At 72.1% G+C, this 24464-nt stretch carries 18 protein-coding genes, 1 other RNA gene and 1 pseudogene; 2 read left to right on the top strand and 18 right to left on the bottom strand.

The window, feature by feature from the left end; translation table 11 throughout:
• Nucleotides 1-182: 182 nt before the first annotated feature.
• The 4 genes from OHA86_RS24830 to OHA86_RS24815 all read right to left on the bottom strand — a co-directional run bounded on the left by OHA86_RS24830 (nt 183) and on the right by OHA86_RS24815 (nt 4477).
• Nucleotides 183-1799, bottom strand: a complete 1617-nt coding sequence (locus tag OHA86_RS24830; RefSeq protein ID WP_329178617.1) for a beta-N-acetylhexosaminidase — start codon at nt 1797-1799, stop codon at nt 183-185.
• Between the two features lie 492 nt (nt 1800-2291).
• Nucleotides 2292-3557 carry a hypothetical protein gene (locus tag OHA86_RS24825; RefSeq protein WP_329178614.1) on the bottom strand — a complete coding sequence of 422 codons (1266 nt, stop codon included), beginning with the start codon at nt 3555-3557 and terminating at the stop codon, nt 2292-2294.
• Nucleotides 3558-3584: 27 nt separating this feature from the next.
• Entirely contained in the window at nt 3585-3887 is a 303-nt protein-coding gene (locus OHA86_RS24820) for a DUF3039 domain-containing protein (protein ID WP_033176250.1), read from the bottom strand.
• Nucleotides 3888-3898: 11 nt separating this feature from the next.
• Nucleotides 3899-4477, bottom strand: coding sequence for a YqgE/AlgH family protein (locus OHA86_RS24815; RefSeq protein WP_329178610.1), 579 nt, complete (start codon nt 4475-4477; stop codon nt 3899-3901).
• A gap of 164 nt (nt 4478-4641) precedes the next feature.
• Between OHA86_RS24815 and murA the strand changes: the two genes are divergently transcribed.
• Nucleotides 4642-6018, top strand: coding sequence for a UDP-N-acetylglucosamine 1-carboxyvinyltransferase (gene murA, locus OHA86_RS24810; RefSeq protein ID WP_329178608.1), 1377 nt, complete (start codon nt 4642-4644; stop codon nt 6016-6018).
• An 86-nt stretch (nt 6019-6104) separates the two neighbouring features.
• Here the strand turns inward: murA and OHA86_RS24805 are convergent, their stop codons facing one another.
• The 11 genes from OHA86_RS24805 to ftsE all read right to left on the bottom strand — a co-directional run bounded on the left by OHA86_RS24805 (nt 6105) and on the right by ftsE (nt 18909).
• A complete protein-coding gene (locus tag OHA86_RS24805) occupies nt 6105-6386 on the bottom strand; it encodes an HU family DNA-binding protein (RefSeq protein WP_016645140.1) in 282 nt (93 codons plus the stop codon).
• Between the two features lie 214 nt (nt 6387-6600).
• Nucleotides 6601-8052, bottom strand: a complete 1452-nt coding sequence (locus tag OHA86_RS24800; protein WP_329178606.1) for an NAD-dependent malic enzyme — start codon at nt 8050-8052, stop codon at nt 6601-6603.
• 416 nt (nt 8053-8468) lie between these two features.
• Entirely contained in the window at nt 8469-10754 is a 2286-nt protein-coding gene (locus OHA86_RS24795; RefSeq protein ID WP_329178605.1) for a HelD family protein, read from the bottom strand.
• 139 nt (nt 10755-10893) lie between these two features.
• Nucleotides 10894-11475: a CGNR zinc finger domain-containing protein gene (locus OHA86_RS24790; protein ID WP_329178604.1), complete on the bottom strand. Its 582-nt coding sequence runs from the start codon at nt 11473-11475 to the stop codon at nt 10894-10896.
• Nucleotides 11476-11945: 470 nt separating this feature from the next.
• A complete protein-coding gene (locus tag OHA86_RS24785) occupies nt 11946-13124 on the bottom strand; it encodes a uroporphyrinogen-III synthase (RefSeq protein WP_329178603.1) in 1179 nt (392 codons plus the stop codon).
• A 140-nt stretch (nt 13125-13264) separates the two neighbouring features.
• The gene (locus OHA86_RS24780) at nt 13265-14629 is read right to left on the bottom strand and encodes a nitrate/nitrite transporter (RefSeq protein ID WP_329178601.1); all 1365 of its coding nucleotides are present in this window, start codon (nt 14627-14629) and stop codon (nt 13265-13267) included.
• 195 nt (nt 14630-14824) lie between these two features.
• Nucleotides 14825-15216, bottom strand: a transfer-messenger RNA (tmRNA) gene (ssrA, locus tag OHA86_RS24775).
• A 172-nt stretch (nt 15217-15388) separates the two neighbouring features.
• Nucleotides 15389-15868, bottom strand: a complete 480-nt coding sequence (gene smpB, locus OHA86_RS24770) for an SsrA-binding protein SmpB (protein ID WP_329178599.1) — start codon at nt 15866-15868, stop codon at nt 15389-15391.
• Between the two features lie 18 nt (nt 15869-15886).
• Nucleotides 15887-17140 (bottom strand): S41 family peptidase, encoded by a 1254-nt coding sequence (locus OHA86_RS24765; RefSeq protein ID WP_329178597.1) that lies wholly within the window; start codon nt 17138-17140, stop codon nt 15887-15889.
• A 112-nt stretch (nt 17141-17252) separates the two neighbouring features.
• Entirely contained in the window at nt 17253-18170 is a 918-nt protein-coding gene (gene ftsX / locus OHA86_RS24760) for a permease-like cell division protein FtsX (protein ID WP_329178595.1), read from the bottom strand.
• A gap of 49 nt (nt 18171-18219) precedes the next feature.
• On the bottom strand, nt 18220-18909 hold the full coding sequence (ftsE, locus tag OHA86_RS24755; RefSeq protein WP_073493558.1) for a cell division ATP-binding protein FtsE: 690 nt from the start codon (nt 18907-18909) through the stop codon (nt 18220-18222).
• A 282-nt stretch (nt 18910-19191) separates the two neighbouring features.
• On the opposite strand from ftsE, the gene OHA86_RS24750 reads away from it, so the two are divergent.
• Nucleotides 19192-19383, top strand: a complete 192-nt coding sequence (locus OHA86_RS24750) for a hypothetical protein (RefSeq protein ID WP_329178592.1) — start codon at nt 19192-19194, stop codon at nt 19381-19383.
• A 266-nt stretch (nt 19384-19649) separates the two neighbouring features.
• Here the strand turns inward: OHA86_RS24750 and OHA86_RS24745 are convergent, their stop codons facing one another.
• The 3 genes and pseudogenes from OHA86_RS24745 to OHA86_RS24735 all read right to left on the bottom strand — a co-directional run.
• A complete protein-coding gene (locus OHA86_RS24745; RefSeq protein WP_329178590.1) occupies nt 19650-20585 on the bottom strand; it encodes a hypothetical protein in 936 nt (311 codons plus the stop codon).
• A gap of 240 nt (nt 20586-20825) precedes the next feature.
• On the bottom strand, nt 20826-21944 hold the full coding sequence (gene prfB / locus OHA86_RS24740; protein ID WP_329178589.1) for a peptide chain release factor 2: 1119 nt from the start codon (nt 21942-21944) through the stop codon (nt 20826-20828).
• A 1011-nt stretch (nt 21945-22955) separates the two neighbouring features.
• Nucleotides 22956-24236: pseudogene (locus OHA86_RS24735) on the bottom strand (serine/threonine-protein kinase); the annotation flags it as partial.
• Between the last annotated feature and the right edge of the window lie 228 nt (nt 24237-24464).

Genomic DNA, 24464 nt, shown 5'->3' with positions numbered 1-24464 from the left:
TCTTCCCCCGGGGTCGGCGCGAGGGTCCACGAAGTACCGATCCGTCCGGCCACGCGTGCGATCGTACGTCTCCCGGGGAAATTGGCACAGTGCCTGAATTGCCATCCTTCGTGTGTGTTGCGGCGGTTACGGGTCCACCGTGCCAGGTCCGCCGCCGCCTGGTGCGGAAGTCGCGGAATTGCTCACACGATCGGGGGCGGCCCGTCCAACGGCCGCCCCAGGACGCCGGGACGGCGCTGCCAGGGCAGCGGACCGCCGGGCGGGCGGTATTCCACTCCCAGGGCGTCCAGCCGGGCGTAGTGGGCGCGCATCCTGGCCTCGAAGCCGGACCAGTCGCGCTCGGCGGGCGCGGGCAGGTGCGACCAGGCGACCTCGGCCAGCGCGACGAGCCGCGGGTAGACCGCGTAGTCCACCGCCCGCGGTGAGTCCAGGACTTCGGTCCACACATTGGCCTGGGTGCCGATGACGTGTTCCGCCTCGGCCGCGGTCAGTTCCGCGGGGACCGGCTCGAAGCGGTAGACGTCCTCCAGGGTCCGCACATGCGCGATCGGCACCGGCTCGTCGGGGCCGTCCGCCTGCCGCCAGTCCAGATACACCTGGCCCTGCGGGCACATGACCACGTCGTGCCCGGCCCTGGCCGCGGCGATCCCGCCCGCGTAGCCCTGCCAGGACGACACCGCGGCGCCCTCCGCGAGGCCGCCCTCCAGGATCTCGTCCCAGCCGATCAGCCGCCGCCCGCGGTCCGCGAGCCAGCGGTCGAAGTGCCGGATCAGCGCGCTCTGCAGGGCGTCCTCGTCCGCCACCCCGAGTTCGGCGATCCGCGCCTGAGCGGCGGGCGAGGCCCGCCACTGCTCCTTGGGACACTCGTCGCCGCCGATGTGGAAGAACGTGCCCGGGAAGATGTCCAGCAGCTCGGCCAGCACGTTCTCGTAGAAGCGCAGGGTCGCCTCGGCGGGCGCCAGCACGTTGGGGTTCACACCCCAGTGCGGCAGCACCGGCAGCGCGGCGGTGTCCACGACGTCGGCGTTGCCGAGTTCCGGATACGCGGCGATCGCCGCCTGCGAGTGGCCCGGGATGTCGATCTCCGGCACCACCGTGATGTGCCGGTCCTCGGCGTACGCGACGATCTCCCGCAGGTCGTCCTGGGTGTAGTAACCGCCGTGCGGGCGCTCGTCCCACAGCGGGGACTCCCGCAGCCCGACCTTCGTCCTGTGCCGCCACGCGCCGACCTCGGTCAGCCGCGGGTAGCGGGTGATCTCCGGGCGCCAGCCCTGGTCGTCGGTCAGGTGCAGGTGCAGCACGTTCAGCTTGTGCGCGGCCATCAGGTCCAGGTGGCGCAGGACGCCGTCCTTGGGCATGAAGTGGCGTGCGACGTCCAGCATGAAGCCGCGCCAGTGGAAGCGGGGCCGGTCCTCGATGTCGCAGACCGGCACGGTCCAGGTCCGGTCCCGGCGGACCGGGGCGCGGCGGAAGGCCGCCGGGTCCATGAGCTGGCGCAGTGTCTGCGCGGCCCAGAAGACGCCGGCCGCGTCGCCGCCGGTGAGCCGCAGGGTGTCCGGGCCCACCGTCAGCCGGTACGCCTCCCGGCCGAGGGCCGGGTCCACGGTGAGGCGTACGGTGCTGCCGCGCTCGCCGCCCGCGCCGGCGGGGAAGTCCAGGCCGGTCGCCGGCCCGAGCACCCCGCGCAGCCAGCGGGCGGTGGGCTCGGCCCCCCTCCCGACCTCCAGCCGCGTGCCGGCGCCCAGCTCGAACGTGCCGCCCTCTGTCCGCGTCCGCCGCGGCTGCGGGATGAGATCCATGGGCCCATCCTTCCCTGCGGTGCGCCCCTCCGGGCAGGTGGGTGCGGTTCCGGTGCCCCTCGCGGCCTGACGATCGCCCCGTACCGTACGCCCCCGCCTGCGACGCCGCGGTGGCGTGCCGCGGTGGCGTGCCGCGGTTCCCCGCGGCTCTGGGTGCTTGCCACGTGCGGTGGCCTGTCGCCTGTCGCGCCGTCGTGGTTGCGCGCGCAGTTCCGCCCCCAGAGCTTCGCCTGGGGGTACCCCCAGCGCCACCTGGGCGCTGCCACTTGCGGTGGCGTCGCTTCTCTCCCGCCGTCTCGGCCGGGCGCGCAGTTCCCCGCGCCCCTTCGGGGCTCGGCTCCGCTGCCGCAGAGGGCACCCATCAGGGGCGCGCGGAACTGCGCGCCCAGCCACGGCCGTGGTGCAGGCGACAGGCCCGCAAGGGGCACCGCCCGTAGGCGTATGCCGAGCGCTCGGGCCCGCGCAGTGGCAGCCCCAGGACGCGGGGCCGGGCTAGAGAGACCGGGAGCGCACGGCTCGGGCGCGGGCCGAGAAGGCCGCCGCGGCCAGCCAGGTCGCGGCGAGCCAGCCCGCATGGGCAAGCGTGAGGTCGCGCCACGTGCCCCTGGACGCGGAACCGGCGACCGCCGCCGCCAGCGTCGCCCCCAGCAGCAGCGCGGGCACCACGATCTGGAGCCGGCCGAACCACGAGAAGAGGAAGGCCCGGCGGGCGAACTCCGCCCCGTACCACCAGTGGACGCCGACCACGGCGAGGGCGACCCCGGCGACCCCGGCCGCGGTCACCGGGACCGCGGCCCACAGCGGCCACAGCTCGCGCCGCCAGGCACGGTCGGCGATGAGCCCGGTGGTCAGCAGCGGCGCCACGGGGATCGCGGCGCCGACATGCGCGGCCCGGATCTGCCACAGCCGGTCGTCCGCGGCCAGCTCCGTGCGGACGGTCGCCCTGATGCCCCGCAGCCGCGCCCGCGCCCCCGTGCCCGTACGCCTGCTGTGCACGCGTACGACGACGGCGAGCAGCACCGCGGTCACGAGGAGGACGACGCCGGCCGCGATGAACTGCCAGTCGTCGCCGGTCTCGATGCGGTAGAGCTGGATGCCCCAGAGCAGGGCGACGGCGACGCCGCCGGTGAGGACGCCGGCCCGGGGCGCCTGGAGCTGCCCGGGATCCGCCCCGAGCATCAGCGAGCGCTCGACCGCGGCGCGGTGCTCGGCCCGCAGCCGCCGGGGTATGCGGCCGAGGATGCTGCGGCCCGAGCTGAGCGAGCGCGCCAGCGCGACCTGCGCCTCGGCTTCCTGCGGGGCGAGGCCGACGGCCCGCCGTGCGGCGGCGACCGCGTCGGGGACGCGGCCGAGCCGCCGGTAGACGTCGGAGAGCAGCACGGCCGGCTCCCAGCCGTCCGGGTCCGCCCCGGTGGCGCGCAGCGCGACGATCAGCGCGTCGTGGGCCTCGTCGAGTGAGAGAAGGACCACACCGGCCAGCACGAAGACGTCGGCCGCCTCCGCGGGTCCGGCCAGCGCCAGCGCCCAGTCGACCGCCTCGCGGGCCTCGGGTCCGCGTTTCTCCTGCGCCAGGACCCAGGCCCGCAGCAGATAGCCGGCGCTGCCGTTGCGTTCGACGAAGGCGTCGCCGACCACGGCGTGCGCCTCCGCGAAGCGGCCCTGTCCGACCAGTGCGTGCACGCGCTCGCCGCTGGTGGAGTCGTCGTCGGGCGCGTCCGGCGTACCGAACACGCCCCCGTCACCCTCGTCGCCTTCCACGGGCCTCCCCTGTCCGCCGGAAGGGCGTCAGGCGTTGCCGCCGCTGCCCTTGCCGGACTTGTCCTTGTCTCCGCCGCCGCCGAGCGGCATGCCCTCGTAGATCTCCTTGCACATCGGGCAGACCGGATACTTCTTCGGATCGCGGCCGGGGACCCAGACCTTGCCGCACAGGGCGACGACGGGCGTGCCTTCCAGCGCGCTCGCCATGATCTTGTCCTTCTGGACATAGTGCGCGTAGCGCTCGTGGTCGCCGTCACCGTGGGAGAGCTGCGGAGTCGGCTCGACCAGAGTGCCGGTGCCCGCCCCGCGCTCGGGCTCAAGAGTGCTCATAAGAGTCAAGACTAGTTGAGAGACGGATCGTCGGGATACGTGGCCACCATCGCCAGCTCATTGCGCTGTCTGCGCAGCACCGCCCGCCACAGCCGCTCCGGGTTCGGCGCCGACACGTCGCCCGGCTCCGACTCGACCACGTACCAGGCGCCGTCGACCAGCTCGCGCTCCAGCTGGCCGGGTCCCCAGCCGGAATACCCGGCGAAGATCCGCAGGCTGCCCAACTCGGCGGCGAGCAGTTCCGGCGGGGCCTCCAGGTCGACCAGGCCGATCGCCCCGTGCACCCGGCGCCAGCCCAGCAGCTCGACGGGTTCGCCGGCACGGGGCTCGCCCGGCACCACGGCCAGCGCGAGCGCGGAGTCCAGCGAGACCGGGCCGCCCTGGAAGACGACCTGGGGCAGGCCGGCCAGCGCGGCCCACGGCTGGAGCACATCACCGACGCCGACCGGGGTGGGCCGGTTCAGGACGACGCCGAGCGACCCCTCCGCGTCGTGGTCGAGGAGCAGCACCACGGCCCGGTCGAAATTGGGGTCGGCCAGTTTCGGGGTGGCGACGAGCAGTCGCCCGGTGAGCGAGGACACCTCGGTCATGGCCACATGATCCCGCATGCCGCACCCCCGCGGGGGTCGTACGCGGGACCCGCGCCGGGCGGGCGGTGGTACGCGGTGGTACGGCCCCACGGCGGGAGTCGCCGGGCGCATTACCATTTCCTCAGTTCTCCCTGGCTCTACCCGTTCCGACGATCGCGAGATCCATGACCGACATCGCCGATGTACTGCTTGTCCATGGCGGAACCCCCCTCGAAGGCGAGATCCGGGTCAGAGGCGCGAAGAATCTCGTGCCCAAGGCCATGGTCGCCGCCCTCCTGGGCAGCGAACCCAGCCGGCTGCGCAATGTGCCGGACATCCGCGACGTCAGAGTGGTGCGCGGGCTGCTCCAGCTGCACGGTGTGACGGTCAACGCCGGCGAGGAACCGGGCGAACTGGTGCTCGACCCGACCCGGGTGGAGAGCGCGAACGTCGCGGACATCGACGCGCACGCGGGCTCGTCGCGGATCCCGATCCTCTTCTGCGGCCCGCTGCTGCACCGGCTCGGCCACGCCTTCATCCCCGGCCTCGGCGGCTGCGACATCGGCGGCCGGCCGATCGACTTCCACTTCGACGTGCTGCGCCGCTTCGGCGCCACGATCGAGAAGCGGGCCGACGGGCAGTACCTGGAGGCCCCGCAGCGGCTGCGCGGCTGCAAGATCCGGCTGCCGTACCCGTCGGTGGGCTCGACCGAGCAGGTGCTGCTGACGGCGGTGCTCGCCGAGGGCGTCACCGAACTGTCGAACGCCGCCGTCGAACCCGAGATCGAGGATCTGATCTGCGTCCTGCAGAAAATGGGCGCGATCATTTCCATGGACACCGACCGTACGATCCGGATCACCGGTGTCGACAAGCTGGGCGGGTACACGCACCGGGCGATTCCGGACCGGCTTGAGGCCGCTTCCTGGGCGAGCGCGGCGCTTGCCACCGAGGGCGACATCTACGTACGCGGCGCGCAGCAGCGGTCGATGATGACCTTCCTGAACACCTTCCGGCGGGTCGGCGGCGCCTTCGCGATCGACGACGAGGGCATCAGGTTCTGGCACCCGGGCGGCCCGCTGAACGCCATCGCGCTGGAGACGGACGTCCACCCCGGCTTCCAGACCGACTGGCAGCAGCCGCTCGTGGTGGCGCTGACGCAGGCGTCGGGGCTGTCCATCGTGCACGAGACGGTCTACGAGTCGCGGCTCGGCTTCACCTCGGCGCTGGGCCAGATGGGAGCGCACATCCAGCTGTACGCGGAGTGCCTGGGCGGCAGCGCGTGCCGGTTCGGGCAGCGCAATTTCCTGCACTCCGCCGTGGTGTCGGGGCCGACCAAACTGGAGGGCGCCGACCTGGTGATCCCGGACCTGCGCGGCGGCTTCTCGTACCTGATCGCGGCGCTGGCGGCGCAGGGCACCTCGCGGGTGCACGGCATCGACCTGATCAACCGCGGCTACGAGAACTTCCTGGCCAAGCTGGAGAGCCTGGGCGCGCACATCGAGCTGCCGGGCGCGGCGGCGCCCACCACCGCGGGGAGCGGGGCGGCGGCGGCGGTCGCCTGACACGGCCCCGCGGGGCCGTGTGCCCGCGCTGAACGGAAGGGCGGCTCCCCTGCGCGGGGAGCCGCCCTTCGAGTCGTCCAGGAGACTTACTTGCCCTTCGCGGCTTCCTTGAGCTTGGAGCCCGCGGAGACCTTCACGCTGTACCCGGCAGGGATGTTGATCGGCTCACCCGTCTGCGGGTTGCGGGCGGTGCGGGCGGCACGGTGAGTGCGCTCGAAGGTCAGGAAGCCGGGGATCGTGACCTTCTCGTCGCCCTTGGCCACGATCTCACCGACGGTCTCAGCGAACGCGGCCAGAACGGCGTCGGCGTCCTTACGGGTCACCTCTGCACGGTCGGCCAGGGCGGCCACCAGCTCACTGCGGTTCATATCTGTACTCCCGTGTTCTTTCTGCCATGGGGGCGCGAGCTCGAAGCTGTTGCTGTGTGCCTCACTGCCCAGGTGTGCATCCTGCCCCCATATATGGGCGGAAAGCCAATCGCCTGCCCGCGCGAGTCGCGGAAAAAGCGTTGCGGCACCGCGGGGATGACGGATTGTTGTCACATGCTCGACGCTCGGAATACGAATCAGGGCGTTTCTTGCGTTACAGCCCCTGGGTGGCCGGTTCCGACACAGCGGCGGACACGGCGGGTCCCTGCGCCTTCGCCGCGTCCCGTACGGCGTCGGCGACCGCGCCCGCGACCTTGTCGTTGAAGACGCTGGGGATGATGTAGTTCGCGTTCAGCTCGCCGTCCCCGACCACGGACGCCAGCGCGCGGGCGGCGGCCAGCATCATCTCGGTGTTGACCGTACGCGACTGGGCGTCCAGCAGCCCGCGGAAAACGCCGGGGAAGACCAGGACGTTGTTGATCTGGTTGGGGAAGTCGCTGCGGCCCGTGGCGACCACCGCCGCGGTCTGCCGGGCCACTCCCGGGTCCACCTCGGGGTCGGGGTTGGCCAGCGCGAAGACGATGGCGCCGTCCGCCATCGCCGCCACGTCCGTACCGTCCAGCACGTCGGGCGCGGACACCCCGATGAAGACGTCGGCGCCGACGACCGCCTGCTTCAGCGTGCCGGTGACGCCCTCGGGGTTGGTGTTGTCGGCGATCCAGCGCAGCGCGGACCCGTCGGGCGCGTCGACCAGGTCCTCGCGGCCGGCGTGCACCACGCCGTGGATGTCGGCGACCACCGCGTGCTTGACGCCGGCCGCGATCAGCAGCTTGAGGATCGCCGTACCGGCGGCGCCCGCACCGGACATGACGACCCGCAGGTCGCCGATCTGCTTGCCGACCACCCGCAGCGCGTTGGTCAGCGCGGCCAGCACCACGATGGCCGTGCCGTGCTGGTCGTCGTGGAAGACCGGGATGTCCAGCGCCTCCCGCAGCCTGGCCTCGATCTCGAAGCAGCGCGGCGCGGAGATGTCCTCCAGGTTGATCCCCGCGAAGCCCGGGGCGATGGCCTTGACGATCGACACGATCTCGTCGGTGTCCTGGGTGTCCAGGCACAGCGGCCACGCGTCGATCCCGGCGAACCGCTTGAACAGCGCCGCCTTGCCCTCCATCACCGGCAGCGCGGCCTTCGGCCCGATGTTGCCCAGGCCCAGCACCGCGGAGCCGTCGGTGACCACGGCGACGCTGTTGCGCTTGATGGTGAGCCGGCGGGCGTCCTCGGGATTCTCCGCGATGGCCATGCAGACCCGGGCGACCCCGGGGGTGTAGATCATCGACAGGTCGTCACGGTTGCGGATCGGGTGCTTGGACTGCATCTCGATCTTGCCGCCGAGGTGCATCAGGAACGTACGGTCGGAGACCTTGCCGATCGCGACACCCTCGATACCGCGCAGCTTGCCGACGATCTCGTTGGCGTGCTCGGTGGAACTGGCGGCGACCGTGACGTCGATACGCAGCCGCTCGTGCCCCGACGCGGTGACGTCCAGACCCGTGACCGAGCCGCCGGACGACTCCACGGCGGTGGTCAGCGCACTGACCGCGGTCCCGCCCGCGGGGACCTCCAGCCGCACTGTGATCGAGTAGGAGACGCTTGGCGCCGTTGCCATGACGACCTTCTTCCGGTTCCTGCCTGAGGGTGTGCTGTACCCGTGGAACACTACTTCCACGATGTGAAGGCTCGGCAACTCGCCGGTTTTCCCCCGGCGGGGAAGAGCTTCCGGCTTCCGTTTGTTAGCCTTGACGTGACACCGGCCCGATCCAAGCCCCCGGGCCCAACCTTAGGCGCTTCGAGCGCCCACTTGCCGCGAGGCGAGCATGGCGGGCCGGTGTCACCTACCTCACCCCGTACGCCCCTGCCGGCGCCCCGCCGCGGGGGCGTCCGCGCGTCCACCGGCCGGCGGGCGCGCGAGGCGCTTGCCCTGGGGACGCGGGGAACTGCGCGCCCGGCCACCCGCGTGGCGCAACCGTGCCCGACGGATCAGGCCCCCGAAGGGGAGACCGTCCGCCGGGCGACGGCGAGGGTTCAGGCCATGGGCCTGAGGAGGTCGGGGACACCGTCCCCGTCAGGAGCGTCACGGTCACCCGCGAGGACGGTGAGCTGCTGTGTGGCCCGCGTCAGGGCCACGTACAGCACCCGCAACCCCGCAGGGGACTCCTCCGCGATCTCCGCCGGCGACACCACCACCGTGGCGTCGTACTCGAGCCCCTTGGCCTCAAGGCTGCCCAGCGCGACGACCCGCTCGCCGAGCCCTTCGAGCCAGCCGCGGGCCTGCGCCCGCCGGTTCATGGCCACCACGACGCCGACGGTCCCGTCGACCTCCGAGAGCAGCCGCGCGGCGGCCCGGCGTACGTCCGCGCCCAGGTCCTGCCCGGCCACCTCGTAGCGCGGGACGATGCCGGTGGAGCGGACCGCCCGCGGCGACTCCATGCCGGGCATGGCGAGCGCCAGCACCGTCGAGGCGACCGCGGCGATCTCGGCGGGGTTGCGGTAGTTGACGGTGAGGGTGAAGCGGCGGCGCGGCCTGCTGCCGAGGGCTTCGTCGCGCGCGCGGGCCGCCTCCTCCACGTCCGACCAGGAGCTCTGCGCCGGGTCGCCGACGATCGTCCAGGTGGCCGTACGGCCGCGGCGGCCGACCATCCGCCACTGCATGGGCGTGAGGTCCTGCGCCTCGTCCACGATGACGTGCGCGTACTCGGTGCGCTCCTCGTCCAGCCGTTCCGCGCGCCCGCGCCGCCCGCCGGGCATCCGGTCGGCGTACGTGGTGACCTCGTCGAGGCCGGTGAGCTGGTCGAGCGGGTCGGCCTCGCGGCGCTTGGGCCGGGGCGCGGGGCCGAGCAGCGTCTCCAGCTCGTCCAGCAGCGCCACGTCGTGCGCGCTGGTGCCGTCCCTGCGCAGCGACCGGGCCACCCGCCGCACCTCGGGCGGGCTCAGCACCCGGCGCGCCCAGCGCGCCAGCCGCTTCTCGTCGGCGAGCGCGGCCAGCACCCCGCGCGGCTCCAGCACCGGCCACCAGGCGTCGAGGAAGTCGATGAAGTCCTGCTCGGTGGAGATGTCCTCGTCGAAGCCCTGCCGCTCCTCGGCGGCGAGTTCGGCGTCGTCGAAGCGCCGCCCGGTCTTGCGCCACAGCGTGTCGAGCAGCAGTCGGCGGGCCCGCGGGCGCAGCAGGTTGACCGGGGCGGTACCGCTCAGCGCGTTGTGCCGTACGTCGGCCAGCTCGCCGGCCGACAGCTCGACGCGCCGCCCGAAGGCCACCACCCGCAGGGTCGCGGGGGCGTCGTGGACCAGGTCGAGGCAGCCGCGGGCCGCGTTGCGCAGCACCTTCTGCATCCGCAGGCTGCCCTTGACGCGGGCGGTGGCCGGCTCGTCGTAGAGGTCCGCGGTCACCCCGTCGACCAGTGAGCCGACCGCCCGGATCGCGACCTGGCCCTCCTCGCCGAGCGAGGGCAGTACGCCTTCGGTGTACGCCACCAGCAGCGGCGTCGGGCTGACGCACAGGATGCCGCCGGCGTAACGGCGCCGGTCCTGGTAGAGCAGGTAGGCCGCCCGGTGCAGGGCCACCGCGGTCTTGCCGGTGCCCGGCCCGCCGGTCACCTCGGTGACGGAGGCGGCGGGCGCCCTGATCACCAGGTCCTGCTCGGCCTGGATGCTGGACACGATGTCCCGCATGGTGTGCGTCCTGGCCTGGCCGAGCGCGGCCATCAGGGCGCCGTCGCCGACCACGGGCAGCCCGGTGGTCAGCTCGGGGCGCAGCAGGTCGTCCTCGACGCCGAGCACCCGGCGGCCCTTGGACCTGATCACCCGGCGCCGCACCACCCGGCCGGGCGCGACCGGCGTCGAGCGGTAGAAGGGCGCGGCGGCCGGCGCCCGCCAGTCGATGACCAGCGGGGCGTAGTCGGTGTCGAGCACCCCGATCCTGCCGATGTGCAGGGTCTCGGCGATGGCGGCGGTCGCGTCCTCGCGGATCGCGTCGTCGGCCGGGTCGATCGAGGTGAAGGCGCCGTCCGCGCCCTTCTTGCCGTCCTTGCCGCGCAGCAGGTCGATCCTGCCGAACAGGAAGTCCTCGAACTCGCTGTTCAGCCGGTTCAGGTGCACCCCGGCCCTGAAGACCTGCGCGTCCCGCTCGGCGAGGGCGCCGGGCGTCCCGACCTGGCCCCTCTTGGCGGCGTCGCTCATCAGGAACTCCGCCTCGTGGATCTTCTCCTCGAGCCGGCGGTAGACCCGGTCGAGGTGCTCCTGCTCGACGGCGATCTCCTGCTCCCTGACGCCGCCGCCCCCCTGCCGGTCCTGAACTGCGGTCTGCGCGGCCACGCAGGACCCCCTTCGTCTGTACGTCGTGCGCCGCCCCGTGCGACCCGATCCGCGCGAGGGGCAGCCTGCAACCGTACGCGACCTGCGCGCTTCTGCCCACCCGGCGACTCCGGCGATTCGCTCACGCGGACGCCCGGGATCAGGCCTCGCGCAGCGCCGGGGTGGTACGCCGGCGGTGTCTGGCGACCCTTTCCCGGTTGCCGCAGACCTCGCTGCTGCACCAGCGGCGGCGGCGCCCCCGGGAGGTATCCAGGTAGACCAGGGCGCAGTTCTCGCCCTCGCAGCGGCGCAGCCGGGAGCGGGCGAGGGGGTCGGTGAACAGGTCCACCGCGTCTCTGGCCACCGCCGCGAGCAGGCCGTCCGCGTCCGGGGGCGCCGCCAGTGCCCTGGTCAGGGCGCCGTCCTCGCCCAGTACGGCCCGCGGCGCGGGCGGGGCGGCGGCACGCGCGACCTCGTTGACCCGGGCGACCGCCTCCGGCGGGGGCGGGGTGCCGGTGAGCTGGGCGCTCACCATCGCCTCCAGGAGGGTACGGAGGTCCTGGAGGCCCCGGGTCAGCTCGGCGGTCGCCGGTACCGGTGTCCCCGGCGGGACCAGCCCTGTGCCGTACATCCATTCGGCCACGCGCTCGACCCGGTCGAGCCGTTCGCCCGCGGGGCGCGCGACGCGGGTCGCCACCAGGTCGAGACACATCCGTCCGCCGTCGAACCTCAACTCCCCCATCGCCCCCTCCCTCCCTGCCGTCGTCCCCCAGAGTGCCGCGCCCCCCACCCCGCATGCCACCCCCTGCGGGGTCCGTATTCCCCCGCCCCGCTCGACCCCACGCCCCGATTTCCCCGCCCCTCGCGGCGCCTCCGCCCGTGCGGTGCGCTTTGCCTGAGCGCGCAGTCCCCGGCGACGTCACCCCTTTCCCGTCCCCGCGGTTGCCCGCCCCCCTGGGGGCTGCCCTCTCCGGCAGACCCGAGCCCCCCAGGGGCGCGAGGAACGGCGCGACAAGCCACGACGCAACCGTCGGGTAGGCACGGGCGGCCACCGCCCCAGGGGCGCGAGGAACGGCGCGCCCAGCCGAAACGCACCGCACGTGCGAGGCCGACCGAGAGCGGCAACCCCTTGGGGCCGCGAGGAACCGCGCGACAAGCCACCCACCCGGGGGAAGGTCCCGGGAGCGGGCACGGGGGCACCCGGGAGGAGCGTCAGACGGAGCCCGGGGCGTATTTGTCGGCGTGGGGGTCGAGCGACAGCCGATACCCCCGCTTGACGACCGTCTGAATCAACTTCGGCGCCCCCAAAGCCGCCCGCAACCGCGCCATCGCCGTCTCGACGGCATGCTCGTCCCGCCCCGCCCCCGGCAGCACCCGCAGCAGGTCCGCCCGGGAGACGACCCACCCGGGGCGCCGGGCGAGGGCCCGCAAGAGGGCCATCCCGGCGGGCGGCACCGGCCGCAGCGCGCCGTCGACGACCACCGCCTGCCCCCGGATCTCCACCTGGTGCCCGGCCACCGGCAGCGGCCGTACCCTTCCGGGCAGCTCCCGGGACAGCAGCTGCACGAGCGGCCCGAGCCGGAAGCGTTCCGGCTGGACGGTCGGCACGTCGTGCGCCTGGAGCGGCAGCGCCGTCACCGGCCCGACGCAGGCGACGAGCACATCGCGGCGGAAGGCGGTGACAAGCTCGTCGAGCCGCCCGCGCTGCCCGGCCCGGTCCAGCAGCGAGGCCGCCGCGGGCGCGCTGGTGAAGCTCACCGCGTCGATCGCGCGCGCGAACACCGCGTCGAGCAGCCGGTCCACCGGACCGATGTCCTCCGGCGGCATCCACCGGTAGACGGGTACGGCCACCACGCGCGCGCCTGCCACCCGTAGCGACTCGATGAAGCCGGGCAGCGGCTCCCCGTGCAGCTGCACGGCGACGCGCCGCCCCTCGACGCCCTGGTCGAGGAGCCGTTCGAGCACTTCCGCCATGGATTCCGAGGCGGGCGACCATGCCTCGGTGAGCCCGGCCGCCCGGACGGCGCCGCGCACCTTGGGGCCGCGGGCGAGGAGTTCGACCTCGGCGAGCCGCCGCAGCAGCGGCTCGCCCAGGCCCCAGCCGTCGGCGGCCTCGATCCAGCCGCGGAAGCCGATCGCGGTGGTGGCGACCACGATGTCGGGCGCGTCGTCCAGCAGCTGCTTCGTCGTGGCCAGCAGCTCCGTGTCGTCGGGCAGCGGGACGATCCGCAGGACCGGCGCCCGCAGGACGGCCGCGCCGCGGCGTTCGAGGAGCGCGGCCAGCTCGTCGGCGCGGCGGGCCGCCGTCACCCCGACGGTGAAGCCCGCCAGCGGTGCCACCGCTGGGGGGCCGCCGTCCCCGCTGCCCTGCTGTGCCTGCTGCGGCTGCATCGATCCGCCCCACTTTGCTGCTGAGCTGCTGAAGTTCCGTGCGCTGTCCGCCACCCCGCCAGGGGACTGGCATCGTCCCAAGGCGGGGTGACGGGCTCGGTTCGCCGGGATTTCCCGGGTGTTACGTGCGGATCCGCCGCTCACACCTCCGCGTAGACGGTCGCGCCGGTCGGAGCCGCCGGCCCCGCGCCTTCCGGGGAGTTCGCCGGCCGCCGCAGGTATACGGCCCAGGTGACGGCGAAGCAGATCCCGTAGTAGACGAGGAAGGACACGAAGGCGGGTGTGCCCGAACCGGTGTTGAGGAAGCTCTCGCGGAAGGCGAGGTTGATGCCGACCCCGCCGAGCGCGCCGACCGCGCCGATCAGGCCCATCGACGCGCCGGACAGCCGCCGCCCGTACGCCGCCGCGTCCTCCCCGGTGAGCCCCCTGGCCTCGGCTTTCTTGTGGAATATGCCGGGGATCATCTTGTACGTGGACCCGTTGCCGAGGCCGCTGAGCGCGAACAGCACGATGAAGCCGGGCAGGAAGAGGCCGAGCGACTTCTGCTCGGAGGCCACGACGACGACCCCGGTGGCGGCTGCCATGGCCAGGAAAGTCCACAGCGTGATCCGCCCGCCGCCGAAGCGGTCGGCGAGCCGGCCGCCGAGCGGCCGGATCAGCGAGCCGAGCAGCGGTCCGATGAACGTCAGATAGGCCGCGTGCAGCGGGGTGCGGCCGAACTGGTTCTGCAACACCAGGCCGAAGGCGAAGCTGTAGCCGATGAAGGAGCCGAAGGTGCCGATATAGAGGACCGACATGATCCAGGTGTGCGGGTCCTTCGCGGCGTCGATCGCGGCCCCGGTGTCGTTCCTGACCGCGGTCAGGTTGTCCATGTACAGCGCGGCGAGTACGGCGGCGACCACGATGAGCGGGATGTAGACGGCGAGCACGACCCGCGGGTGGGTGGCGCCGGCGGTGGCGATGACCAGCAGGCCGATCAGCTGGATCGCGGCGACGCCGAGATTGCCGCCCCCGGCGTTGAGGCCGAGCGCCCAGCCCTTCTCCCGCAGCGGGTAGAAGGAGTTGATGTTGGTCATGGAGGAGGCGAAGTTGCCGCCGCCGACCCCGGTGAGCGCCGCGACCGCCATGAGCGTGGTGTAGGAGACGCCGGGCTTCATCAGGACAGCCGCGGTGACGGTCGGCACCAGGAGCAGCAGGGCGCTGGCGATCGTCCAGTTACGGCCGCCGAATCTCGCCACCGCGAAGGTGTACGGCACCCGCAGCACCCCGCCCACCAGGGTCGGCATCGCGACCAGGAAGAACTTCCCAGCCGGGTCCACGTGGTATTCGGGCCCCATGAACAGCACCATCACCGACCACAGGCTCCAGATGGAGAAGCCGATGTGCTCGGACAGCACGGAGAAGACCAGATTGCGCAGCGCGACCCGCCTGCCCCCGCCCTCGTCCCAGAACCGCTCGTCCTCGGGGTCCCACCGCTCGATCCACCGGCCTGCCCATCGACTCATGGCGCCTCCCTGTGACCTGTGCCCACCGCTCCGCCTGCTGTCGCCCCGACCCTAGGAACGACGCGTTACTGCCCCGTTCCCCGAGGTGACACGAGCGCAACCATGCACTCATTCGTCCCGCCCGACCGCTGTGAGGACGCCCCAAACGCCAAACGGCGCCCCTCGCTACGAGGGGCGCCGTCCGGCGCATGGGATGAGTGGAGATGGCGGGAATCGAACCCGCGTCCTGTGGTGCGGAAACAGGGCTTCTCCGAGCGCAGTCCGCTGTGCTTTTCTCGGCCCCGGCAGTCACGCGGACAAGCCGCCGACGGGCCCAGTCACTGTTTGATTTCCTTCCAGGACCCGTGACCGGTCCTGAAAGTTTAGATCCCTAGATTATGCCAGGATCCGGGTCGGGATCACCCCCGGGCTGACACTCCGTATGAGACCTACGCTAGCTGCTTATTAGGCAGCGAGAGCGTAGGACTCGGAGGCATCGCGCTTGGTGTTGGCGATTATTGTTTGCGACATATGGTTAACGAGATCATTGCCGCTTCCTCGGCTCGCTTCCCCTGCTTCGACATCCCCAGTCGAAACCGATCATCCCCATGTGGTGTTTTCAAGGTGCACACCGGACTCACCATGGTCCGGCGCGGCTGTCCCCATCGTACGTGATCAGCGTCCGGTGCGGCCAGCGTATTCCCCCGGACGGCCCCCGGGCCGCCGCACAAGCGGGCGTATCGGCACGTACCGGTGCGTAACGGCGGCGTGACCGTGCGGTCAGGCGCGCTGGCGGCGGCGGGCCGCGGACATCACGCGGTCGGACTCGCGGCGGTCCTGCTTCTCCCGCAGCGTCTGGCGCTTGTCGTACTCCTTCTTGCCCTTCGCGACCGCGATCTCGACCTTCACCCGGCCGTCCTTGAAGTACAGGACGAGCGGCACGATGGTGTGGCCGGTCTCCTGGGTCTTGTGGACCAGCTTCTCGATCTCGGCGCGGTGCAGGAGCATCTTGCGCTTCCTGCGCGCCGAGTGGTTGGTCCAGGTGCCCTGGGTGTACTCGGGAATGTGCACATTGTGCAGCCACGCCTCGCCGCCGTCGAGCTGGGCGAAGCCGTCGACGAGCGACGCGCGGCCCATGCGCAACGACTTGACCTCGGTGCCGGTGAGCACCAGGCCCGCCTCGTACGTGTCGAGGATCAGGTAATCGTGTCGCGCCTTCTTGTTCTGCGCGATGATCTTGCGACCGGTCTCTTTTGCCATAGCCCCGTCATTGTCCCACTAGGAGGGGGTCCCGAGGCCAGCGATTACTTCGCGCGCCTCGGCCGCCGCGTCGTCGCCCGCGGCCACCTGCACGTCCGGCTCGATGCCGCGGCCGTCGACCCCGCGGCCGTCGGGCAGGCTGTAGTGGCCGACGGTCAGCTCGGCGACCGAGCCGTCGGGCAGCGTGCTGGGCATCTGGACCGAGCCCTTGCCGAAGGTGCGCGAGCCGACCACCACCGCCCGGCCGCGGTCCTGGAGCGCCCCGGCCAGCATTTCGGCCGCGCTCATGGTGCCGCCGTCCACCAGGACGACGAGCGGCTCCTCGGTGTCGCCGCCGGCCGCCGCGTACAGCGCCTGCTGCCGCCCGTGCACGTCGTAGGTGGCGACCAGGCCGCCGTCGAGGAAGGCGGACGCCACGGCGACGGCCTCCTGGACCAGGCCGCCGGAATTGCCGCGCAGGTCGAGCATCACGCCGTGCCTGGCGGTCCGTACGGCGGCCCGCACCTGCTTGCCCGTGCCCTGTGTGAAGGCGTCGATGGCGATGTCGGTGGGGCCGTCAGGGCCGCTGGGGCTGCTGACGGTGACCGCCTCGGTGTCGAGCGTGGCGCGCTGCATGGTGACGGTCCACCGGCGGTCCGCGCGCCGCACTCCGAGGGTCACGGTGCTGCCCGGTACGTTGTCGCCGCGCAGGTCGGCGACCACCTCGGTGACCGCCAGGCCCGTACACCGGGTCGAGTCGATGGAGTCGAGCACGTCGCCGACCCGGATACCGGCCCGCTGCGCGGGGCTGCCCGACTGCACCCGGGCGATCTGGACGAGGCCGGCGTCGATCCGCCGCACCCACAGCCCGACGCCCACGTAGCGCCCGTCCAGCGCCTCCTGGAGGCCCGCGTACTCCTGCGCGGTGTAGAAGGACGACCAGCGGTCGCCGCTGCGGCTGACCAGCTTCTGCACGGCCGTCGCGCCGACCTTGCCCTGGGCGATCTCCTGGGCGATGCGCTCGGTGTCGACCGGTACGCGGTCGCCGGACGCCTTCTGCGCGCCGCTCTTGGCGTCGCCGCCGCCGCTCGCACCGCCCGTACGGGCCGGGTTGGCGCCGCCCGGGCCCGTGTCGGCCGTGGAGGCCGCCGCGATACGCGTCCTGGCGCGCTGCTGGGGTTCCGCCAGGCTGCCCGCGGCGGCGCCGGTGGCGAGCATGGTGCCGAAGACCAACGTCAGGGTGGCCCCGCGGCGGATGCGGCGGGGCGTCCCGAACAGCAACGGGCCGGACATGGCCGGAAGTCTAGGCCAGAAACGGGCGTGGTACGGAAAGATACGACGACCGCCGGTGCGTCCCGTGCGCAACTGGGCCCGGCGGGCCCGGGACCGGCCGGGACCGCGCCCGTCAGACCCTCAAGTACCGCCGCAGCGCGATGAACGCGGCGAACGCCGGCATCAGGAAGCCGATCAGCAGCACCAGCGGCAGCACTTGGACGACCGAGTCCCAGCCGAGGAAGGACACCAGCGGGATCTTCTCCTGGAGCTTGAGGCCGGCGTCGATCATGAAGTACCGGCCGCCGAGCAGCATCACGCAGGCGACGGCGGCGCCGACCAGGCCTGCGAAGGCGGCCTCCATGATGAACGGCATCTGGATGTAGAAGCTGGACGCGCCCACCAGCCGCATGATGCCGGTCTCCCGGCGGCGGCTGAACGCCGACACCCGCACGGTGTTGATGATCAGCAGCATCGCGACGGTCAGCATGAAGGCCAGCACCACATAGGCCGCCTTGGTCATGCCGCCGAGCAGCGAGAAGAGGTTCTTCAGCACCGCCCGCTGGTCCTCCACCGACTGCACGCCGGGGCGCCCCTGGAAGGCGCTGGCGATGACGGTGAACTTCGTCGGGTCCTTGAGCTTGACCCGGTAGTTCTCCGGCATCTGGTCCGGCGTGATGGACGCGGCCATCGGCGAGTTCTTGAACTGCTGCTCGTAGTTCTTGTACGCGCCCTCGGCGCTCTCGTAGTAGACCTTCTCCACGATCGGGAGCTTCTTGAGGTCCGCGAGGATCTGGGCCTTCTGGTCGTCGGTCACCGCGCCCTTGGCGCAGCTGGGCGTCGAGCCCGCGTCGCTCTTGTTGCACATGTAGACGGTGACCTGGACCTTGTCGTACCAGTAGCCCTTCATCGAGTCGACCTGCTTGTTGGCGAGCAGGGCGCCGCCGGCGAGGGCGAGCGAGAGCGCCACGGAGATGATCACGGCGAAGGTCATCGTGAGGTTGCGCCGGAGGCCGACGCCGATCTCCGACAGGAAGAACTGGAGGCGCATGGGGGTCGAGGTTCCTTTCGGAAGGGGGACTGTGTCGTACGGCCGGCGGTCAGTGCTGGTAGCCGTAGACACCGCGCGACTGGTCGCGAACCAGCCGCCCCTTCTCCAGTTCGATGACGCGCTTGCGCATCTGGTCGACGATGTTCTGGTCGTGGGTGGCCATCACCACGGTGGTGCCGGTCCTGTTGATCCGGTCCAGCAGCCGCATGATGCCGACCGACGTCTGCGGGTCGAGGTTTCCGGTCGGCTCGTCGGCGATCAGCAGCATGGGCCGGTTGACGAACGCCCGGGCGATCGCCACCCGCTGCTGCTCACCGCCGGACAGCTCGCCCGGCATCCGGTCCTCCTTGCCGGCCAGGCCGACCAGGTCCAGCACCTCGGGCACGGTCTTGCGGATGGTGCCGCGGGCCTTGCCGATCACTTCGAGGGCGAAGGCGACGTTCTGGGCGACCGTCTTGTTGGGCAGCAGCCGGAAGTCCTGGAAGACCGTGCCGAGCTGGCGCCGCATGTGCGGGACCTTCCAGTTCGACAGCCGGTTCAGGTCCTTGCCGAGCACATGCACCATGCCGGTGTCGGTCCGCTCCTCACGCAGGATGAGCCGCAGGAACGTCGACTTGCCCGAGCCCGATGAGCCGACCAGGAAGACGAACTCACCCTTCTCGATCTCCAGCGACACATCCCGCAGCGCGGGACGGTTCTGCTTGGGGTAGGTCTTGGTGACGTTGTCGAATCGGATCACGTTCGCACCAGGGGTTTGCGGGGTGAGCGGACAGGGGATGAGGGCGACACTACGCGACCGGGCAAGCCGTGCGCAGTCGTCGTACCGGGTTGGTGGGCCGTCCCACAGGGCATAACCGGGCAAGCCCGTCATTCCCCGCTCCCACGCCCCCGGGCGCACCGAGCCCGGGAACCTGGCACAGTGGACAGTGCGTACGCAGTGCCGCCCCCAGGACCAGAGCGCACCCCCTCGGGAACGATTCACCCACCGGGTCCGTTCACCGGACGGAATGAGGAGATCACCATGACAGTCGACCGGCTGGTGTGCGCGAACTGTTCCGGCCCGGTGGCCGAAGGCCGCTGCCCCGTATGCCGCGCGAACCGTGCCCGCATGGAGCAGGAGCCCGGCTGGTCCTCCATATCCCCCGCGACCTTGATCGCCCTGCTGATCGCACTCCTGGCCGTCGTCCTGGTCGTCGAACACGCCACGGCGTGACCTGAGCGCCGCGCCTTGCGGCGGCTTTTCCCGCGCACTGGGTACTTTTCTTTTTTACCTGCCCATGACCCGACGGCGGGTACGGTAGGCCGCTTATAGAATTTTCCCCTTGGCGGGCTGATTCCTTCCGGTGCGACTCCCCCGGTGGGTATTCCGAGGTCACGTCGATTGATGAATCGCCAGGCCCAGGACGCGCCGAATACAAGAGGGCGGGGCCGGAACGCATAAGCGTTCCGGCCCCGCCCCTATTACGTGCCGATGTGCCGTCAGGCGGCGTTGCGGCGGTTGGCCAGACGCGGGGTCAGGCGGAAGCCGATGCCGCCCGCGATCAGGGTGGCGGCGCCGATCAGGAGGAAGGTGGTGCCGTTCGAACCGGTCTCGGCGAGCTGGCTCGTGGTGTCGCCCTGCGGGACCTGCTGCGTGTTGTCGGTGCCGGTGTTGTTGTTACCGCAGTCGAGGCTGTCACCGGTCAGGGTGCAGGTGTTGTTGTTGCCGTCGGGGTTCTTGCCGCCCGGCGACGTCGGGGTCGACGTCGGACCACCCGTGTTGCCGCTGGTGGAGCCGGTGGACGTGCCCTGCGAGGTTCCGGCGGAGGTGCCGGTCGACGTGCCCGTCGAGGTACCGGTGGAGGTGCCCGTGGACGTGCCGGTCGAGGTGCCCTCCGACGTACCGGTGGACGTGCCCGTCGAGGTGCCCGTCGAGGTGCCCTCGGACGTACCGGTCGAGGTGCCCTCGGACGTGCCCGTGGACGTACCGGTCGAGGTGCCCTCCGACGTACCGGTGGACGTGCCCGTCGAGGTGCCCTCCGACGTACCGGTCGAGGTGCCCTGCGAGGTGCCCTCGGACGTACCGGTCGAGGTGCCCTGCGAGGTGCCCTCGGACGTACCCGTGGACGTACCCTCCGACGTACCGGTCGACGTCCCCTCCGACGTACCCGTCGAGGTGCCCTCCGACGTACCGGTGGACGTACCCTCGGACGTGCCGGTCGACGTCCCTTCGGACGTCCCCTCGGACGTGCCCTGGCTCGTGCCTTCCGACGTACCGCTGATCGTGCCCTCGTCCAGCGAGTGGACGAGGGGCTTCGAGGAACTGTCGTTCGTGACGGCCTGGGCCGCGCCCATCGCTGTCAGGGAGGCGCCGCCGGCGATGACGGCCGCCGCGGCGATGCGGGCGACACGCAGCCGCGTGTTGCGCTTGCTCATGAGTCAAGTACCCCCAGTAGATGTCTGCTTCGGGCTGCGCAGCCAAGGTGAGGGTGTGTCACTGGAGGGAATCTTCAACGCTCGCCCCCGTGCGCTGACGCCTCAACATGCGCATGCCGCGCATTACCCTCGCGGCTTTCGCCGGGACCGTCAAGGGCATTAAGCACACGATGTGCGTTTTATCCCGGTCTGCCCGGCACTTCTCCACAGGTCTGTGACATGAGCGACGTCACGTACGGCTCAAGCCGCGGTCTTCTCACGGGACTTGCGCCAGCGGATGCCCGCCTCGATGAAGCCGTCGATGTCACCGTCGAGGACGCCCTGCGGATTGCCGACCTCGTGGTCGGTGCGCAGGTCCTTGACCATCTGGTACGGGTGCAGCACGTACGAACGCATCTGGTTGCCCCAGGAGTTGCCGCCGTCGCTCTTGCCGAGGGAGTCCATCAGGGCCTGCTCCTCCTGGCGGCGGCGTTCGAGCAGCTTGGCCTGGAGGACGTTCATGGCGCTGGCCTTGTTCTGGATCTGGGAGCGCTCGTTCTGGCAGGAGACCACGATGCCGGTGGGGATGTGGGTGATGCGGACCGCGGAGTCGGTGGTGTTGACGCCCTGGCCGCCGGGGCCCGATGCGCGGTAGACGTCGACACGCAGTTCCGACTCGTCGATCTCGACGTGGTCGCTCTGCTCGACGACCGGCAGCACCTCGACGCCGGCGAAGGACGTCTGGCGGCGGCCCTGGTTGTCGAAGGGGGAGATCCGCACCAGCCGGTGGGTGCCCTGCTCGACGGACAGGGTGCCGTAGGCGTAGGGGGCCTTGACGACGAAGGTGGTCGACTTGATGCCGGCCTCCTCCGCGTAGGAGGTCTCGTAGACCTCGGTGGAATAGCCGTGGCGCTCGGCCCAGCGCAGATACATCCGCTGGAGCTGCTCGGCGAAGTCCGCCGCGTCGATGCCGCCGGCCTCGGCGCGGATGTTGACCAGGGCCTCGCGGGCGTCGTACTCGCCCGACAGCAGGGTCCTGACCTCCATCTCGTCCAGCGACTTGCGGACCGCCTCCAGCTCCGCCTCGGCCTCGGTGCGGGTGTCGGCGTCGTCCTCCGCCTCGGCCAGCTCGAACAGGACGGCGAGGTCGTCGATACGGCCGCGCAGCGCCTCGACCTTGCGCAGCTCGGCCTGGAGGTGGGAGAGCCGGCTGGTGATCTTCTGCGCGCTTTCCGGGTCGTCCCACAGGGACGGCACGGCGGCCTGCTCCTCAAGCGCGGCGATGTCGTTCCGCATCCGGTCGAGGTCGAGGACGGCCTCGATCGACCCCATGGTCGAGGACAGGGATTTCAGTTCTTCGGATACATCGACGATTGCCACGGGTCCAGCGTACCGGCTGGCCGAAACCTACTGCCCCGGTCGTGCGGCGACATCACGCCGTCACTGCGGCGATCATGCCGCCGTACGGGGTGGACGGCGGCGTCACACCGACGCCGTCGCCCGGCTGAGGGTGCCGGACGAGGTACGGGTGAAGATCTCCAGCGTGTGCGGCGACGCCGCCGCCGCGCCCAGGGCCGTGGACGTGCCCGGCAGCGGGGCGGCCGACCAGTCCGCGTCCGGGGAGACCGCGGCCTGGCCGCCGGACGCGAAGGCGTACAGCCGGCCCCCCGCGGCGACCGCGTCGGGGCGGGCGGTGGCGTCGAGGCCCTGGACGACCGCGGCGGGCCGCCAGGCGCCGCCGGAGTACGGGAGCTGGAGCACGGCGCCGTCGGCCTTGCGCACGACGAAGGCGTCCAGGGTGCCGTGGGCCCGGGAGACCAGGGCGGGGGCGGCGGTGATGCGGCCGGCGGTGGGGACGACCGCCCAGGCGTTCCAGCGGGTGCCGACCAGCGAGGCGGTCACCAGGTCGCCGCCGACCCGGCCGACCAGGTCGATCCGGCCGGGCGCGGAGGAGGCGGCGGCGGGTGCGGCGTCGAAGTGGGTGCGCTCGTCGACCTGGGACCAGGAGCTCCAGTGGCCGCCGGTCATGGTCCTGCGGTAGAGCAGGCCGTCGGTGCCGAGCGCGAACAGGTCGATCCGGCCGGCCTTGGCGGAGACCGCGGCCGGGTCGTCGGCGACGCTTATCCCGCTGAGCTTGTGCCACGGGCCGTAACCGGAGCCGTCGCGGACCACGTACCAGACGTTCTTGTCCTGGCCGCGGGCGAAGACATAGGTGGCGCCGTCCGCGACGAGCGCGCGCGGGCCGCCGACCAGCCGGACGCCCGCTGCGGGGACGCCCTGGAAGGCCGACCACCGCGGCAGCGAGATGGGCTGCCCGGTGCGGCCCTGCGGGGCGTCGGCGGCCGCGGTCGGGGCGGCGGGGGTGGTGGCCCGGGGGGTGGCGGGGTCGGTGGTCGGCGGGGTGTCGTCGCGTGAGCTGCCGGGGCCCGCGGAGCCGGACGAACCGGCGGAGGCGATGCCCCAGCCGCCGATCCCGGCGACGGCGAGCGCGGCGGCCGCCGCCGCGGCGAAGCGGATCCGCCGCTGGCGCACGGCGTCGGAGACCGCGCGGTGCCGGGGGCTCGCGGGCCGTCCCGGCGCGGAGGCGCGGCCCTTGCCGGCGCTGCGGGAGGCGGCGCCGTAGCCGGCCAGCTCCTCCGCGGTGGGCAGCTTGATGCTGGTGTGGGTGTCCCGGCTGGAGTCGGGGGCCGTGCCCCGCACGAGCGGTACGGCTCCGCGCCTGCGGTCGCCGCCGGGCGGCGGGGCGGGGGCGGGCGGTACGGCGGCGGGCGACGGCTCGGCAATGGTGTCGCCGTACGGGCCGTCCTCGCCGCCGTCACCAGGTGCGGCCACGTCCAGCGCGGGCAGTCCGGCCAGCGACGGCAGCAGGTCGCGGAGCCGGGTGCCCAGCTCGCCCGCGGTGAGCCGGGAGGCGGGCGCCTTGGCGAGGCAGGCGGTGAGGATGCGGTCGAGTCCCGCGGGCAGCCCCGGCAGCGGCTGTACGGCCTCGGTCACGTGCCGGCGCAGGACGGCGCCGGGGTGGCCGCCGCCGAAGGGCGTGAAGCCGCCGAGCAGTTCGTAGAGCACGGTGGCCAGCGCGTAGATGTCGACCGAGGCGCGCGGCGGCAGGCCCTCGATGATCTCCGGGGCCAGGTAGTCGGGGGTGCCGATGATGCGGGTGGCGCGGGTGCGGCGCGGGGTGTCGACCAGGCGGGCGATGCCGAAGTCGGTGAGCAGCGCGGGCGGAGCGCCGCCGGGACCCGCCGGGGCGGCGGAGTCGAGCAGGACGTTCTCCGGTTTGACGTCACGATGGACCACGCCCGCGGCATGGGCCGCGGCGAGCCCGTCTGCGACGTCGGCGGCGATGGCGACGGCGGCCTCGGGGGCGAGCCGGCGTTCGCGTTCGAGGCGGGAGCGCAGGTCGGTGCCGCGGACCAGGTCCATCACCAGGGCGAGGTCGTTGCCGTCGACCACCAGGTCGCGGATGCCCACGATGTGCGGGTCGTCGAGCGACAGCAGGGCGGTGCGCTCCTGCACGAAGCGGCCGACCAGGTCCTGGTCGGAGGCCAGGTCCTCGCGCAGCAGCTTGATGGCGACCGGTCCCTCGGGGCCGTCACCGAGCCACACCGTGCCCGCGGATCCCCGCCCGAGCACCTGGTGGGCGGTATAGCGGCTGCCGATCTTCCTGGCCAAGACTTGCTCCGACTCCTCCGGCGGTCCGTCGCGTGGGCGACCAAGCGTTGCCGACAAAGCTACGCGGATCAGGGGCCGTTCGGGATACGGGAGGCCGCTGAGTAGGCGTTCCGCACCAGAAATCACCCTTCGGAAGTCGACAAATCCCCAAGGTGGGTGCCGGAACAGGCGTACGACGGCGGTCCCGCCGCACGCGGACGGGCGGCGGGTGGACGGCGAACGGGCGGG

This window comes from Streptomyces sp. NBC_01477 (assembly GCF_036227245.1).
Classification (GTDB): Bacteria; Actinomycetota; Actinomycetes; order Streptomycetales; family Streptomycetaceae; genus Actinacidiphila.
The sequence above is the reverse complement of the archived record's forward strand: the minus strand, read 5'-3'. Positions and strand labels throughout refer to the sequence as shown.

Excerpts from the sequence above, each read along its gene's own strand:
- OHA86_RS24815 (WP_329178610.1), bottom strand. The coding sequence starts at position 4,477 with ATGACCGAGGTGTCCTCGCTCACCGGGCGACTGCTCGTCGCCACCCCG.
- OHA86_RS24800 (WP_329178606.1), bottom strand. The coding sequence starts at position 8,052 with ATGGCAACGGCGCCAAGCGTCTCCTACTCGATCACAGTGCGGCTGGAG.
- OHA86_RS24765 (WP_329178597.1), bottom strand. The coding sequence starts at position 17,140 with ATGTCCGGCCCGTTGCTGTTCGGGACGCCCCGCCGCATCCGCCGCGGG.
- OHA86_RS24830 (WP_329178617.1), bottom strand. The coding sequence starts at position 1,799 with ATGGATCTCATCCCGCAGCCGCGGCGGACGCGGACAGAGGGCGGCACG.
- murA (WP_329178608.1), top strand. The coding sequence starts at position 4,642 with ATGACCGACATCGCCGATGTACTGCTTGTCCATGGCGGAACCCCCCTC.
- OHA86_RS24790 (WP_329178604.1), bottom strand. The coding sequence starts at position 11,475 with ATGGGGGAGTTGAGGTTCGACGGCGGACGGATGTGTCTCGACCTGGTG.
- smpB (WP_329178599.1), bottom strand. The coding sequence starts at position 15,868 with ATGGCAAAAGAGACCGGTCGCAAGATCATCGCGCAGAACAAGAAGGCG.
- OHA86_RS24780 (WP_329178601.1), bottom strand. The coding sequence starts at position 14,629 with ATGAGTCGATGGGCAGGCCGGTGGATCGAGCGGTGGGACCCCGAGGAC.
- OHA86_RS24820 (WP_033176250.1), bottom strand. The coding sequence starts at position 3,887 with ATGAGCACTCTTGAGCCCGAGCGCGGGGCGGGCACCGGCACTCTGGTC.
- OHA86_RS24785 (WP_329178603.1), bottom strand. The coding sequence starts at position 13,124 with ATGCAGCCGCAGCAGGCACAGCAGGGCAGCGGGGACGGCGGCCCCCCA.
- ftsX (WP_329178595.1), bottom strand. The coding sequence starts at position 18,170 with ATGCGCCTCCAGTTCTTCCTGTCGGAGATCGGCGTCGGCCTCCGGCGC.
- OHA86_RS24750 (WP_329178592.1), top strand. The coding sequence starts at position 19,192 with ATGACAGTCGACCGGCTGGTGTGCGCGAACTGTTCCGGCCCGGTGGCC.
- OHA86_RS24745 (WP_329178590.1), bottom strand. The coding sequence starts at position 20,585 with ATGAGCAAGCGCAACACGCGGCTGCGTGTCGCCCGCATCGCCGCGGCG.
- OHA86_RS24805 (WP_016645140.1), bottom strand. The coding sequence starts at position 6,386 with ATGAACCGCAGTGAGCTGGTGGCCGCCCTGGCCGACCGTGCAGAGGTG.